At 64.4% G+C, this 12,699-nt stretch carries 14 protein-coding genes; 8 read left to right on the top strand and 6 right to left on the bottom strand.

All coding sequences use genetic code 11. From position 1 onward, the window contains the following. Nucleotides 1-145: 145 nt before the first annotated feature. Together cobT and Q0330_RS15755 are read left to right on the top strand one after the other, a co-directional pair. On the top strand, nt 146-2,017 hold the full coding sequence (cobT, locus tag Q0330_RS15760; RefSeq protein WP_299481542.1) for a cobaltochelatase subunit CobT: 1,872 nt from the start codon (nt 146-148) through the stop codon (nt 2,015-2,017). A gap of 26 nt (nt 2,018-2,043) precedes the next feature. Further along, the gene (locus tag Q0330_RS15755) at nt 2,044-3,834 is read left to right on the top strand and encodes an aminopeptidase P family protein (protein WP_299481539.1); all 1,791 of its coding nucleotides are present in this window, start codon (nt 2,044-2,046) and stop codon (nt 3,832-3,834) included. Between the two features lie 128 nt (nt 3,835-3,962). Here Q0330_RS15755 and Q0330_RS15750 read toward each other — a convergent pair whose 3' ends face one another. Further along, nucleotides 3,963-5,561 (bottom strand): phosphoenolpyruvate carboxykinase, encoded by a 1,599-nt coding sequence (locus tag Q0330_RS15750; protein WP_299481536.1) that lies wholly within the window; start codon nt 5,559-5,561, stop codon nt 3,963-3,965. A 165-nt stretch (nt 5,562-5,726) separates the two neighbouring features. On the opposite strand from Q0330_RS15750, the gene Q0330_RS15745 reads away from it, so the two are divergent. The 6 genes from Q0330_RS15745 (at nt 5,727) to Q0330_RS15720 (ending at nt 9,023) form a co-directional block, all read left to right on the top strand. Continuing rightward, complete coding sequence (locus Q0330_RS15745) at nt 5,727-6,155, top strand: serine kinase (RefSeq protein ID WP_299481532.1); 429 nt, start codon at nt 5,727-5,729, stop codon at nt 6,153-6,155. Between the two features lie 30 nt (nt 6,156-6,185). Continuing rightward, entirely contained in the window at nt 6,186-7,139 is a 954-nt protein-coding gene (gene rapZ / locus Q0330_RS15740) for an RNase adapter RapZ (protein ID WP_299481529.1), read from the top strand. Beyond that, nucleotides 7,136-7,552 (top strand): PTS fructose transporter subunit IIA, encoded by a 417-nt coding sequence (locus Q0330_RS15735; protein WP_299481526.1) that lies wholly within the window; start codon nt 7,136-7,138, stop codon nt 7,550-7,552. Before rapZ ends, Q0330_RS15735 begins: the two co-directional genes overlap by 4 nt. Beyond that, the gene (locus Q0330_RS15730; RefSeq protein ID WP_299481523.1) at nt 7,549-7,827 is read left to right on the top strand and encodes an HPr family phosphocarrier protein; all 279 of its coding nucleotides are present in this window, start codon (nt 7,549-7,551) and stop codon (nt 7,825-7,827) included. Before Q0330_RS15735 ends, Q0330_RS15730 begins: the two co-directional genes overlap by 4 nt. 3 nt (nt 7,828-7,830) lie before the next feature. After that, nucleotides 7,831-8,445: a TetR/AcrR family transcriptional regulator gene (locus Q0330_RS15725; protein WP_299481520.1), complete on the top strand. Its 615-nt coding sequence runs from the start codon at nt 7,831-7,833 to the stop codon at nt 8,443-8,445. A 161-nt stretch (nt 8,446-8,606) separates the two neighbouring features. Continuing rightward, on the top strand, nt 8,607-9,023 hold the full coding sequence (locus Q0330_RS15720) for a DUF2852 domain-containing protein (protein ID WP_299481517.1): 417 nt from the start codon (nt 8,607-8,609) through the stop codon (nt 9,021-9,023). Between the two features lie 69 nt (nt 9,024-9,092). Here the strand turns inward: Q0330_RS15720 and Q0330_RS15715 are convergent, their stop codons facing one another. The 5 genes from Q0330_RS15715 to Q0330_RS15695 form a co-directional block, all read right to left on the bottom strand. Further along, nucleotides 9,093-9,968 (bottom strand): 3-hydroxybutyryl-CoA dehydrogenase, encoded by an 876-nt coding sequence (locus Q0330_RS15715; protein ID WP_299481660.1) that lies wholly within the window; start codon nt 9,966-9,968, stop codon nt 9,093-9,095. A 151-nt stretch (nt 9,969-10,119) separates the two neighbouring features. Then, nucleotides 10,120-11,046 (bottom strand): FAD-binding protein, encoded by a 927-nt coding sequence (locus tag Q0330_RS15710; protein WP_299481514.1) that lies wholly within the window; start codon nt 11,044-11,046, stop codon nt 10,120-10,122. Beyond that, entirely contained in the window at nt 11,046-11,804 is a 759-nt protein-coding gene (locus tag Q0330_RS15705; RefSeq protein ID WP_299481513.1) for an electron transfer flavoprotein subunit beta/FixA family protein, read from the bottom strand. Before Q0330_RS15705 ends, Q0330_RS15710 begins: the two co-directional genes overlap by 1 nt. Before the next feature lie 105 nt (nt 11,805-11,909). Continuing rightward, the gene (locus Q0330_RS15700; protein WP_299481511.1) at nt 11,910-12,491 is read right to left on the bottom strand and encodes a cob(I)yrinic acid a,c-diamide adenosyltransferase; all 582 of its coding nucleotides are present in this window, start codon (nt 12,489-12,491) and stop codon (nt 11,910-11,912) included. Next, nucleotides 12,491-12,688 (bottom strand): twin transmembrane helix small protein, encoded by a 198-nt coding sequence (locus Q0330_RS15695; protein WP_299481509.1) that lies wholly within the window; start codon nt 12,686-12,688, stop codon nt 12,491-12,493. The genes Q0330_RS15700 and Q0330_RS15695 overlap by 1 nt, the downstream gene beginning before the upstream one ends. Nucleotides 12,689-12,699: the final 11 nt, after the last annotated feature.

Here is a 12,699-nt window from a genome sequence, read left to right as displayed (position 1 = left end):
CCGTGCGGGGGCTGTCGTATTGCCTATTGCACCATACTGAAGGCGGGTGGAAATCTGGCCGGCCATCGCTGCGAATGCTGGTCATCCGCCGCCAAAGGGCCTAGCCTGTCGCCGACCGAATGATGCGCTGACTGATCGACCCTGTATGAACAAATCCGACAACCCCGCCGATCCCTTCAAGAAGGCCCTGACCGAGGCGACGCGTGCGCTCGCGGACGAGGCCGAGTTGAACGTGACCTTCACCGCCGATCCCTCGGGCGTGGCGGGCGACACGATGCGGCTGCCGCAGGTCAGCCGGCGCATGACCCGTGACGAGATCGTGCAGGCGCGCGGCACCGCCGATGCGTTGGCGATGCGGCTGCGGCATCACGACCCGGCCACGCATGCGAAATACGCCCCCAGTGGCCCGATGGCGCGCGAGATCTTCGAGGCGGTGGAGACCGCACGGGTCGAGGCGCTCGGGGCGCGCGAAATGCCGGGTGCCCTGTCGAATATTGACGCGAAGATGGGGGCCGAGGCCGAGCGGCGCGGCTACGCTCAGGTCAAGCAGCCCGCCGACATTCCTTTGTCGGTGGCCGCCGGTTACCTGCTGCGCGAGGCCGCGACCGGGCGCAAGTTGCCCGCCGCTGCCGCCCATGCGGCAGAACTCTGGCGGCCTTTCGTCAGCCAGCAGGCCGGTCATGTGCTGGAAGCCGCGCGCGAAACCATGGCAGATCAGGCCGCCTTCGCCCGCCTTGCCCGGCAGATGATCGAGGATCTGGGCTACGGCGATCAGCTTGGCGAAGACCCGGATGCGGAACCGGAAGACGATGCCTCCGAGGAAGCCGAGCCCGATCCCGAGGCCGGCGACAACCAGGCCCGCGATCAGGATGACAGCGAGGACAGCGAATCCTCGCCCGAGCGGAGCCAGGAACGCACCCAGGACGAACGGCAGGCGCAGGTCTCGATGGACGATTCCTCGGAGGAGGAATTCGCCGAGGACAGCGAAATGCCCGACGGCGAGATGCCCGAGGAACTGCCGCCCCCGGTCAGCGAAGCCAGCGCCGAATACAAGGTCTATACCCAGGCCTATGACGAGGAGATCAAGGCCGAGGATCTGGCCGAGCCGGCGGAACTGGAACGGCTGCGCGCCTATCTCGACAAGCAGCTTGAACCCCTGCGGGGCGCGGTCAGCCGGCTGGCCAACAAGCTGCAGCGCCGACTTCAGGCCCAGCAGAACCGCAGTTGGGAATTCGACAAGGAGGAAGGTGTGCTCGATGCCGGGCGTCTTGCTCGCGTCGTTGCCAACCCGACCACGCCGCTCAGCTTCAAGATCGAGAAGGATACCGAATTCCGCGACACCGTGGTGACGCTGCTGATCGACAATTCCGGCTCCATGCGCGGCAGGCCGATCTCTATCGCCGCGATCTGCGCCGATGTGCTGGCCCGCACGCTGGAACGCAGTCAGGTCAAGGTCGAGATACTGGGCTTCACCACCCGCGCCTGGAAGGGCGGCCAAAGCCGAGAGCAATGGCTGAAGGACAACCGCCCGGCCTTGCCGGGGCGTCTGAACGACCTGCGCCACATCATCTACAAGGGCGCCGATGCGCCCTGGCGTCGGGTGCGCCCGAATCTGGGCCTGATGATGAAGGAAGGGCTGCTGAAGGAAAACATCGACGGCGAGGCGCTGGAATGGGCGCATCGCCGGCTGGTCCGGCGCGGCGAGGCGCGCAAGATCCTGATGGTGATCTCGGACGGGGCGCCGGTCGATGACAGCACGCTGTCGGTGAACCCGGCGAACTATCTGGAAAAGCACCTGCGCGACGTGATCGCCATGATCGAGAAGCGCCGGCAGGTCGAATTGCTGGCCATCGGCATCGGCCATGACGTGACGCGTTACTATGAACGCGCCGTCACCATCACCGATGCGGAACAATTGGGCGGCGCCATGACCGAACAACTGGCCGGGCTGTTCGAATCCGATCCGCGCCAGCGGGCGCGGGTCATGGGACGGGGCTTGCAGCGCCGGATCGGCTGATCGGCGCGGGCAGGGGAAGGGCGCAGATGTTCCAGAATTTCACCGAAACCGGCAATCCCGCGCTGCATCCGCCGCGCCTTGCCGCATTGCGTCAGGCGATGGCGGCGGAAGGCGTCGATGCCTTCCTGATCCCCCGCGCCGATGCGCATCAGGGCGAATATGTGGCCGATGCCGATGCCCGGCTGCGCTGGCTCACCGGCTTTTCCGGCAGCGCCGGCATTGCCGTGATCACCGCCGATCAGGCGGCGGTCTTTGTCGATGGCCGCTACAAGGTGCAGGCGCGGGCGGAACTGGATCTCGGCCATTTCACCCCCGTCGACTTCCCGGCCACCCGCCCCGCCGGCTGGCTGCCCGAGGCGCTGCCGGAAGGCGGGCGCGTGGGCTTCGATCCATGGCTGCACCCCCATCGCGAGATCGAGGAGATGCGAAAGACGCTGGCACCGGCGAATATCGGGCTGGTCCCGGTCGAAAACCTCGTGGATCGCATCTGGACCGACCGCCCGGCACCGCCCAAGGGGCGGGTCCGGCTGCATGATGACCGTATCGCCGGGGCGATGGCGGCCGAGAAACGCGCCCGTATCGCCGCCGATCTGCGCAAGCAGGGCCAACAATTTGCGGTCGTGACACTGGCGGATTCGCTGGCCTGGCTGCTGAACATCCGTGGCAGCGACATCCCCCGCAACCCGGTGCTGCTGGGCTTCGCGGTGATCGGCGCCGATGCCTCGGTCCAGCTTTTCGTCGATCCCGACAAGTTCCCGGATGAGCTGCGCGCCCATCTCGGCCCCGAGGTGTCAATCATCCATCCCGAAAGCTTCGCCGCCGCGCTCAGGACGCTGGACGGCCCGGTTCGCGTCGATCCGGCCTCGGCCCCCGAGGCGGTCTTTGCGGCACTTGCCGAATGCGAGATCGAGATTGCCGAGGGCGAGGACCCCATCGTCCTGCCCAAGGCGTGCAAGAACGAGGCCGAGCTTGACGGGATGCGCGCCGCCCATCTGACCGACGCGGCGGTGATGGCGCGCTTCCTCTGCTGGCTCGATGCCACCGCACCCGGCGGGCTGACCGAGATCGCCGTGGCCCAAAGGCTGGAACAGATGCGCCGCGAGGCAGGCATTCTCGATATCAGCTTCGACACGATCAGCGCGGTCGGTCCCCATGCCGCCCTGCCGCATTACCACGTCACCGAGGCGAGCGATCTGCCGCTTGCCGAGGGTCAGGTCCTGCTGGTCGATTCCGGCGGGCAATATCCGAACGGTACCACCGACATCACCCGCACCATGGCCGTGGGCGGGATGGCGCCTGAGATCCGCGAAGCCTTTACCCGCGTGCTGCAGGGCATGATCGCGGTGTCGCGGCTGCGCTTTCCGAAGGGGCTGTCGGGGCGCGATATCGACGCCGTCGCCCGCGCGCCGCTCTGGTCCGTGGGCATGGATTACGACCATGGCACCGGCCATGGCGTCGGGGCCGCGCTTTGCGTCCATGAAGGCCCGGCCCGGATCTCCCGCGCGTCTGAGGTGCCGTTGTCCCCCGGCATGATCCTGTCCAACGAACCCGGCTATTACCGCGAGGGCGCTTTCGGCATCCGGATCGAGAACCTGCTCGTTGTCGCCCCTGCCGACAGCCCCGATGGGCGCGAGATGCTGGGCTTCGAGACGCTGAATTTCGTGCCCATCGACCGGCGCATGATCGTTGCCGAGATGCTCTCGCCGGTCGAGCGCGACTGGCTGAACGCCTATCACGCCGAGGTGCTGGCGAAGGTCGCCCCTCTGGTCGATGCCGAGACGCGCCGCTGGCTGGAGCGGGCGACGGCGCCGGTCTGAGCGGCACTCGTTAGAGTTTTACGAATGAACCGCTTGCTTTGGGCCGCAAGACGCGTGATGCTGAACTTGCAGCCAATAAAGCAAACGCCCGCCATCCGGCGGGCGTTTTCCTTTTCATCGCCGGGATATCAGCCGATGGCGGCCGATTTCACCTGTGCGTCGACCTTGTCGATATATTGCTCGAAATTGTCCGAGAACATCTGCACCAGCTTCTTCGCCTGCGCATCATAGGCAGGTCCGTCGCCCCAGGTCCGGCGCGGGTCCAACAGCACATCCGACACACCTTCGACCGAGACCGGAACCTCGAAGCCGAAATTCGGATCCTTGCGGAATTCCACATCGTTCAGCGAACCGTCGAGCGCCGCATGCAGCAGCGCGCGCGTCGCCTTGATCGGCATCCGCGAGCCCTGACCGAAAGCGCCGCCAGTCCAGCCGGTATTGACCAGCCAGCAGGTCGCGCCGGTCTTGGCGATCTGGTCCTGCAACAGCGCGCCATAAGCCTCGGGGCGGCGCGGCATGAAGGGGGCACCGAAACAGGTCGAGAAGGTCGGGATCGGCTCGGTCACGCCGACCTCGGTGCCCGGCGTCTTCGAGGTGAAGCCCGACAGGAAGTGATACATCGCCTGCGCCGGGGTCAGCCGCGCGATGGGCGGCAGCACGCCGAAGGCGTCGCAGGTCAGCATGATGACATTCTTCGGCACGCCGGCCATGCCGGTTTCCGAGGCGTTCGAGATATATTCCAGCGGATAGGCGCAGCGCATGTTCTCGGTCAGCGAACTGTCCTCGAAATCCAGTTTCAGCGTCGCCGGGTCGAAGACCATGTTCTCGATCACGGTCGCGAATTTGGAGGTCGTGGCATAGATCTCCGGCTCGGCCTTGGGCGAGAGGTTGATGGTCTTGGCATAGCAGCCGCCTTCGAAGTTGAAGACGCCCTTGTCGGACCAGCCATGTTCGTCGTCACCGATCAGCACCCGGTCCGGGTCGGCGGACAGCGTGGTCTTGCCGGTGCCCGACAGGCCGAAGAAGATCGCGACATCGCTGGTATCCTCGGGGGCGTGGTTGGCGCTGCAATGCATGGCCATGACGCCACGCCCCGGCAGGATGTAGTTCATCAGCGTGAACACGCCCTTCTTGTTCTCGCCCGCATATTCGGTATTGCCGATCAGGATCAGCTTGCGGTCGAAATTCAGCGCGATCACGGTTTCCGAACGGCAGCCGTGGCGGGCCGGATCGGCCTTGAAGCTGGGGCAGTTGATGATCGTGTATTCGGCCTTGAAACTCGCCAACTCGTCGGCCTTGGGACGGCGCAGCAGGTGGCGGATGAACAGGTTGTGCCAGGCCAGTTCCGAAACCACCCGGACATCGAGGCGCTGTTCGGGATCGGCACCGGCATAAAGGTCCTGCACGAAATATTCGCGGCCCTGCATATGGGCCAGCATGTCCTCATAGAGCCGATCAAAGGCCTCGGCCTCCATCGGTTGGTTGTTTTCCCACCAGATCGAATCTTCGACCAGGGGCGTGCGGACGACGAATTTATCCTTGGGCGAGCGGCCGGTATGCTTGCCGGTCGAAACCAGGAACGCACCGCCAAGGCCCAGCTTGCCCTCGCCACGGCGGACGGCATGTTCGACCAGTGCCGGTTCGAGCAGGTTGTAATAGACAGAACCCACCCCTTCGATACCCTGGTCCTCAAGTTTGAAATCGGGGTTAACTCGGGTCTGCGACATGGGGGGATATCTCCGCTTCTGGCTGGACAGGCACGTTGGTCTTCGCCCCTATAACATGGCAAATTTGTGAAAAAAGAGGCGATTTTCCCATGTTAGCGAAATCAGGAATGTTTAGCGCAAACAGGCCTCGCGCTGCCGCGTTTGCAGGCGTTGGAGGGGGTGGAATTGGTTGAAGTTGAAACCGTTCACGCAAGCGCCGTGCAGATGGACGGGCGTGGCGTCCTGATCCTCGGTCCCTCGGGCAGCGGCAAATCCGCGCTGGCACTTCGGCTGATCGCGCTTGGCGGGGTGCTGATCGCCGATGACCGGGTGATCCTGACCCGGCGTGACGCAACGTTATGGGCCGAGGCCCCGGCCGCGTTGGCGGGGCTGATCGAGGCCCGCCATGTCGGCCTGATCCGCACCGCACATGCCCCCGGTCCCATCGTGCTGGTCGCCGATCTGGGCCAGACCTGTCCGGAAAGGCTGCCGCCAATCCGCAACACCTGCGTAAAGGACATGTTACTGCCCCTTGTCCTCGGCCCGTTAACCGATCATCTTTCATCTGCGATCAGTCTGTTATTGCGGGGAGGCTGGATCGCCCCCGACGTATGAATTGTTGCCGGTCAAGCGATGAACGAAGCCATGACTCCCAGCGATCCTGCCCGGACGGCCGCAACGGACAGCGCCGCGACCCGGCTGGTGCTCGTCACCGGCCCTTCCGGTGCCGGGCGTTCGACCGCGATCGACGTGCTGGAAGATCTCGGTTACGAGGCCATCGACAACCTCCCGCTTTCTCTGGTGCCGCGACTTCTCGACGGGCCGCCGCGCAATGCGCCGCTGGCCCTCGGTCTCGATGTGCGCAACCGCGATTTCTCGGCCTCGGCGGTGATCGAACTGATCGACCGGCTGACCCGACACCCGAGCTATACCGCCGAAGTGCTTTATCTCGACTGCGATTCCACCACGCTGGTGCGCCGCTTCAACGAGACGCGCCGCCGCCATCCCATCGCCGGCGAGGGCGCGCCGCTTGACGGTATCCTGACCGAAAAGGACCTGCTGGCACCGATCCGGTCGCGGGCCGATGTGCTGGTCAATACGACCGAGATGTCGCCCCATGACCTGAAGGCGGAACTGGCGCGCTTCTTCGATGTCGAACCGGGCAGCCGCCTGACCGTCTCGGTCCAGAGCTTTTCCTATAAACGCGGCGTTCCGCGCGGCATCGACATGATGTTCGACTGCCGCTTCCTTGAAAACCCGCATTGGGATCCCCAATTACGCGCTCTCGACGGGCGCAACGGTGCCGTTCAGCGATTCGTCGAGGATGATCCGCGCTTCGCCGAATTCCTGCAGAAGGTGCTGGATCTGGTTCTTTTTGTCCTGCCTGCGCATCTGGCCGAGGGAAAAACCCATCTGGCCATCGGTTTCGGCTGCACGGGCGGGCAACATCGCTCTGTCACTCTGGCAGAGATTATGTCAAAAGCGCTTGCTGAACATGGTTGGCAGGTGTCCAAACGTCACAGGGAACTCGAACGTCGCGAAGCGGAACGACCGCAGCTGACGCTTCCGGGTTCGGCCGCTCGGGGAACGCAGATTTGATCGGAATTGTCATCGTCGCACATGGCGGTCTGGCACGAGAATATCGGTCAGCGATGGAACATGTGGTCGGCCCGCAGCCCGGGGTGCGCACCATCACCATCGAGGACGATCACGACCGCAACGCCAAAAGCCGCGAGATCTGCATCGCCGCCGACGAGGTCGACGAGGGCGACGGGGTGGTTGTGGTAACCGACCTTTTCGGCGGCTCGCCCTCCAACCTGTCGCTGCCGGCCTGTTCGGCAAGCAATCGCATCATCCTTTACGGTGCAAATCTTCCGATGCTGGTCAAGCTCGCGAAACTGCGCAACCTGCCGGCCCAGCAGGCCGCCGCCCATGCTGTCGCCGCCGGGCGCAAATATATCGACAGCTACACGGTCCATGAGGAACTGGCGCCCCGCCACGTCGCCCAATGACCGATCCCATCCGCCTCACCCTGCCCATCGTCAACGAAAAGGGCCTCCATGCCCGCGCCTCGGCGAAATTCGTCGAGATGGTCGAGCGTTTCGATGCCAATGCCCAGGTCACCCGCGACGGCATGACCGTCTCGGGCGATTCGATCATGGGCCTTCTGATGCTGGCCGCCGGGCGCGGCAGCGAGATCGCGCTCGCGGTTTCGGGCGCCGACGCCCGGGCCCTTGCCGATGCCCTGACCGAACTGGTCGCTCAGCGTTTCGGCGAGGACAGTTGAGCCTTGGCAGGGCGGCAATCCTACCACCACGGCAATCTCCGTGAGGCGCTTGTGGAAGCCGCCGTCGCGCTGATCGAACAAAGCGGCCCGCAGGCTTTTTCGCTGTCCGAGGCCGCGCGCCGCGCCGGCGTCTCGCCCGCCGCCCCCTATCGCCATTTCAAGAATCGCGACGATCTGCTGGAGGAAGTCGCACGGCGCGGTTTCATCGCCTTCGCCGAATGCATGAACGACGCCTATGACGACGGCAAGCCGAACCCGCTTCGGGCGCTGTCACGCGTCGGCAATGCCTATCTCGACTTCGCCAGCAGGAATCCCGGCTATTACATGGCCATGTTTGAAAGTAACGTCGCCGTGGTCTCGAATTCCGAACTGTGGGAGACCTCGGAACGCGCCTTCGGGGTGCTCGTTCGCGCCGCCGAAGCCCTGTCCGAGCCTTTGCCGAAGGAAGAGCGACCGCCCGCGCGCATGGTCGCCAACCACATCTGGGCGCTGAGCCATGGCGTGGTCGAGCTGTTCTCGCGCAACCGCAACTTCTCACGCAGCCCGGTCTCGCCCGAGGATATGCTGGCCTCGGGTGTGCTGATCTATCTGCGCGGCCTCAACCTCGTCGTTCACTGAAACCCCGCCGCTCGATGTGGTTGCCGGCTTTGGGCCGGCCCTTTTTTCGCGTCTTTCCGCCGCAGGTCGATTTTTCGACCCGTGGGTCTTGATACGCGGATTGCGCCCCCCATCTCTGTTAATGTGAATGGTCTTCACATAACAAGCGAAGGGTAACAAAAATGGAATATGGTGCGACCTCAACCTATCGGCCCGGACTGTTCAGCCGCATCAACGGCGTGCTGATCCAGGCCCGGGATTGGCTGGACGCGAAGGGCAAGGGTGCCTGGATCCTCGCCATGATCGCGGGCTTCATCTTCGTCTGGCCGGTCGGTCTGGCCATTCTCATCTACATGATCGGGAGCAATCGCATGTTCAACTGCTCGCATCGCCGGAATTCGGCGCGCAATCACTTCACCGGATCGACCGGCAATGTCGCCTTCGATTCCTATCGCGACGAGACGCTGAAGCGTCTTGAAGAGGAACATCGCGAATTCATGGCATATATGGCGCGCCTGCGCGAGGCCCGCGACAAGACCGAGTTCGACCAGTTCCTGACCGAACGCCGCGAAGCCGCGAATCGCCCGGTCACGCTGTAACCGCGCCCCGCGCAATGAGAAAAGGGCCGGAGGTTCGCCTCCGGCCCTTCCTGTATCTGACGCGCCTTTTCAGCGCGTCGGCACCGGGCTTTCCCCCGAATAATCATAGAAGCCGCGGCCCGATTTGCGGCCCAGCCAGCCGGCCTCGACATATTTCACCAGCAGCGGGCAGGGTCGGTATTTGGTATCCGCCAGCCCGTCATGCAGCACGTTCATGATCGCCAGGCAGGTGTCCAGCCCGATGAAATCGCCCAGTTCCAGCGGCCCCATCGGCCAGTTCGCCCCCAGCCGCATCGACTGGTCGATCGAATTGACCGAACCGACACCCTCGTAAAGCGTATAGACCGCCTCGTTGATCATCGGGATCAGGACGCGGTTGACGATGAAGGCCGGGAAATCCTCCGAGGTGGCCGAGGTCTTGCCGATGCGCTCCACCACCTCGACCAGGGTCTGATAGGTTTCCTGATCGGTAGCGATGCCCCGGATCAACTCGACCAGCTGCATGACCGGGACCGGGTTCATGAAGTGGAACCCCATGAATTTCTCGGGCCGGTCGGTGCGGCTGGCCATCCGCGTGATCGAGATCGACGAGGTGTTCGAGGTCAGGATGGTCTCGGGCTTCAGATGCGGCTGAAGCTCGGCGAAGATCGCCTGCTTGACGGCCTCCTTCTCGGTCGCGGCCTCGATCACCAGATCGCATTGGCCCAGTTCGGCCAGCACCAGCGTGGTGCGGATGCGCCCCAGCGTGGCGGCCTTGTCGGCCTCGGTGATCTTCTCGCCCTTGACCTGCCGGTCGAGGTTCTTCGTGACCGTCGCCAGTGCCTTCTTCATCGCCTCTTCGCTGACATCGGTCAGCAGGACGTCATATCCCGCCAGTGCGAAAACATGGGCAATCCCGTTGCCCATCTGGCCCGCGCCGATCACGCCTACCGATTGAATCGCCATCATCATCGCCCCTTTTCGATTTCCGCGCGACGATAGGCGGGCAAGCCCTGCGGATCAATGCCGGAATGCGCGGGGCAGGGGGCATATGCGCCGCGCATGAAAAAGCCGCCCGGGGGGCCGGGCGGCTTCACGATTGGTTCGGGCCCGCCGTTTACAGCTTCTCGGTCAGTTCCGGGACGACCTGGAACAGATCGCCCACCAACCCGTAATCGGCGACCTGGAAGATCGGGGCTTCCTCGTCCTTGTTGATCGCCACGATGACCTTACTGTCCTTCATCCCGGCAAGGTGCTGGATCGCGCCCGAGATGCCGACCGCGATATAAAGCTCGGGTGCGACGATCTTGCCGGTCTGCCCGACCTGCCAGTCGTTCGGCGCAAAGCCCGAATCGACGGCGGCACGCGAGGCCCCGACCGCAGCACCCAGCTTGTCGGCAAGCGCCTCGATAATGGCGAAGTTTTCCTCCGAACCGACACCGCGCCCGCCCGAAACCACCCGGCCCGCCGAGGTCAGTTCCGGCCGGTCGCTTTTCGCCACCTCGTCCGCAACCCATTTCGACAGGCCGGGATCCTCGCCCGTGGCCTGATCGGCAACGGCAGCCGCGCCACCCTCGCCCGCCGCATCAAAGCTGGCGGTGCGGATGGTCATGACCTTCTTCGCGTCCTTCGATTTCACCGTCTGGATGGCATTGCCGGCATAGACCGGGCGCTCGAAGGTGTCGGCATCGACGACGCCCGACACGTCAGAGATCACCATCACATCCAGCAAAGCCGCCACACGCGGCATGATGTTCTTGGCATCGGTCGTCGCCGGCGCCACGATATGCTCGTAATCACCCGCCAGCGAGGCGATCAGCGCCGCCGTCGGCTCGGCCAGACGGTGGCCGTAAAGCGCATCCTCGGCGACCAGCACTTTCGCCACGCCGTCGATCTTCGCGGCCTCGGCACCGGCGGCCTTGGCGGAGGACCCGGCGGCCAGCACCGTCACATCGCCCAGAGCCTTGACCGCGTTCACCGCCTTGGCGGTGGCATCGCGGCTGAGTTCGCCATTGGTGACTTCGGCAAGCAGCAGAACAGCCATTACACAACCCCCGCTTCTTTGAGTTTCTGGACCAGTTCATCGACCGAGCCGACCTTGATCCCGGCCTTGCGGCCCTCGGGTTCCCGGGTCGAGACGATCTCCAGCCGGGGCGAGACATCGACGCCGTAATCGGCGGCGGTCTTTTCATCCAGCGGCTTCTTCTTCGCCTTCATGATGTTGGGCAGGCTGGCATAGCGCGGCTCGTTCAGGCGCAGGTCCGCCGTCACGATGGCCGGCAGCTTGACCTCGATGGTCTGCAAACCGCCATCGACCTCGCGGGTGACCTTGGCGGCCTCGCCCTCGATTTCCACTTTCGACGCGAAGGTCGCCTGCGGCCAGCCCAGCAGGGCGGCCAGCATCTGACCCGTCGCGTTCATGTCATTGTCGATGGCCTGCTTGCCGGCAATGACCAGCTTGGGCTGTTCGGCGTCGATCACCGCTTTCAGGATCTTCGCGACCGCCAGCGGCTCGATATCGGTGTGCACATCATCGGCGGCCACGACCAGAATCGCCCGGTCCGCGCCCATGGCCAGCGCCGTGCGCAGGGTTTCCTGAGCCTGCTTGACGCCGATGGAAACGACCACGACCTCCTCGGCCGCGCCCTTTTCCTTCAGCCGGATCGCTTCTTCCACTGCGATCTCATCGAAGGGGTTCATCGACATCTTCACATTGGCCAGATCGACCCCGGAACCGTCGGATTTCACCCTCGCCTTCACGTTATAGTCGATCACCCGTTTTACCGGCACGAGAACCTTCATCGGTGCTCACTCCCTTTCCTGACCTCAAGCAATTCGTTGCAATTGATAGCGGCGCCTGTCCCGCGACGACAGAAAAAAATTCTTTGACGCTGCGTTGATGACAGGTCAGCTTTCCGCCCCCCGGCTGGCGCCCGGCTGCCACAGAATGTCGCCGCCCGCGTCCAGATTGGCAACCCTTGCGGCGACGAAAAGCCAGTCCGACAGCCGGTTCAGATAGCGCAGGGCGGCAGGGTTGGCGTCGCCAAGCGCCGCAAGCGCGACCGCCTGACGTTCGGCCCGGCGGGCGATGGTGCGGGCCATGTGCAGATGCGCGGCCAGCGGGCTGCCACCGGGCAGGATGAAGCTGCGCAGGGGGGCCAGCCGCGCATTCATGGCGTCGATCTCGGCCTCCAGCCGCGTCACCTGCTCGTCGATGATGCGCAGGACGGGATAGGGGGCCTTTGCATCGCCGGCCATGTCGGGCCGCGACAGGTCCGCGCCCAGATCGAACAGCTCGTTCTGGATCACCGCGAGCGGGTCTGCCATCGCGCCGCCATGCAACCGGCACAGGCCCATCGCGGCGTTGAGTTCATCGACCGTGCCATAGGCCTCGACCCTTGGATCGGTCTTGGCGACCCGGCTGCCATCCGAAAGCGCGGTCTCGCCGCCATCGCCGGTGCGGGTATAGATGCGGTTCAGGACCACCATCAGCCGCGCACCGCGATGAACAGCAGGATCAGCGCGATGGCGATGGCCTGGGCGATGATCCGCCAACGCATCATCCGGTTGCCATGCTTGGCGTTGAACTTGCCGCCGATGCCGAAGCCGCCGATTCCGATCATCAGGATGACCACCACAGCCAGCATCGCCAGCAGGATCAGGATATAGAGCGGATCGTTGGACATGGGCGCGCCTC

It is taken from the genome of uncultured Paracoccus sp. (assembly GCF_937873615.1).
In the GTDB taxonomy this organism is placed as follows: Bacteria; Pseudomonadota; Alphaproteobacteria; order Rhodobacterales; family Rhodobacteraceae; genus Paracoccus.
The sequence above is the reverse complement of the archived record's forward strand: the minus strand, read 5'-3'. Positions and strand labels throughout refer to the sequence as shown.

Bases quoted from the DNA above. Each gene is read 5' to 3' on its own strand.
- cobT (WP_299481542.1), top strand. From the start codon at position 146: ATGAACAAATCCGACAACCCCGCCGATCCCTTCAAGAAGGCCCTGACC.
- Q0330_RS15755 (WP_299481539.1), top strand. From the start codon at position 2,044: ATGTTCCAGAATTTCACCGAAACCGGCAATCCCGCGCTGCATCCGCCG.
- Q0330_RS15750 (WP_299481536.1), bottom strand. From the start codon at position 5,561: ATGTCGCAGACCCGAGTTAACCCCGATTTCAAACTTGAGGACCAGGGT.
- rapZ (WP_299481529.1), top strand. From the start codon at position 6,186: ATGACTCCCAGCGATCCTGCCCGGACGGCCGCAACGGACAGCGCCGCG.
- Q0330_RS15730 (WP_299481523.1), top strand. From the start codon at position 7,549: ATGACCGATCCCATCCGCCTCACCCTGCCCATCGTCAACGAAAAGGGC.
- Q0330_RS15720 (WP_299481517.1), top strand. From the start codon at position 8,607: ATGGAATATGGTGCGACCTCAACCTATCGGCCCGGACTGTTCAGCCGC.
- Q0330_RS15715 (WP_299481660.1), bottom strand. From the start codon at position 9,968: ATGGCGATTCAATCGGTAGGCGTGATCGGCGCGGGCCAGATGGGCAAC.
- Q0330_RS15710 (WP_299481514.1), bottom strand. From the start codon at position 11,046: ATGGCTGTTCTGCTGCTTGCCGAAGTCACCAATGGCGAACTCAGCCGC.
- Q0330_RS15705 (WP_299481513.1), bottom strand. From the start codon at position 11,804: ATGAAGGTTCTCGTGCCGGTAAAACGGGTGATCGACTATAACGTGAAG.
- Q0330_RS15700 (WP_299481511.1), bottom strand. From the start codon at position 12,491: ATGGTGGTCCTGAACCGCATCTATACCCGCACCGGCGATGGCGGCGAG.
- Q0330_RS15695 (WP_299481509.1), bottom strand. From the start codon at position 12,688: ATGTCCAACGATCCGCTCTATATCCTGATCCTGCTGGCGATGCTGGCT.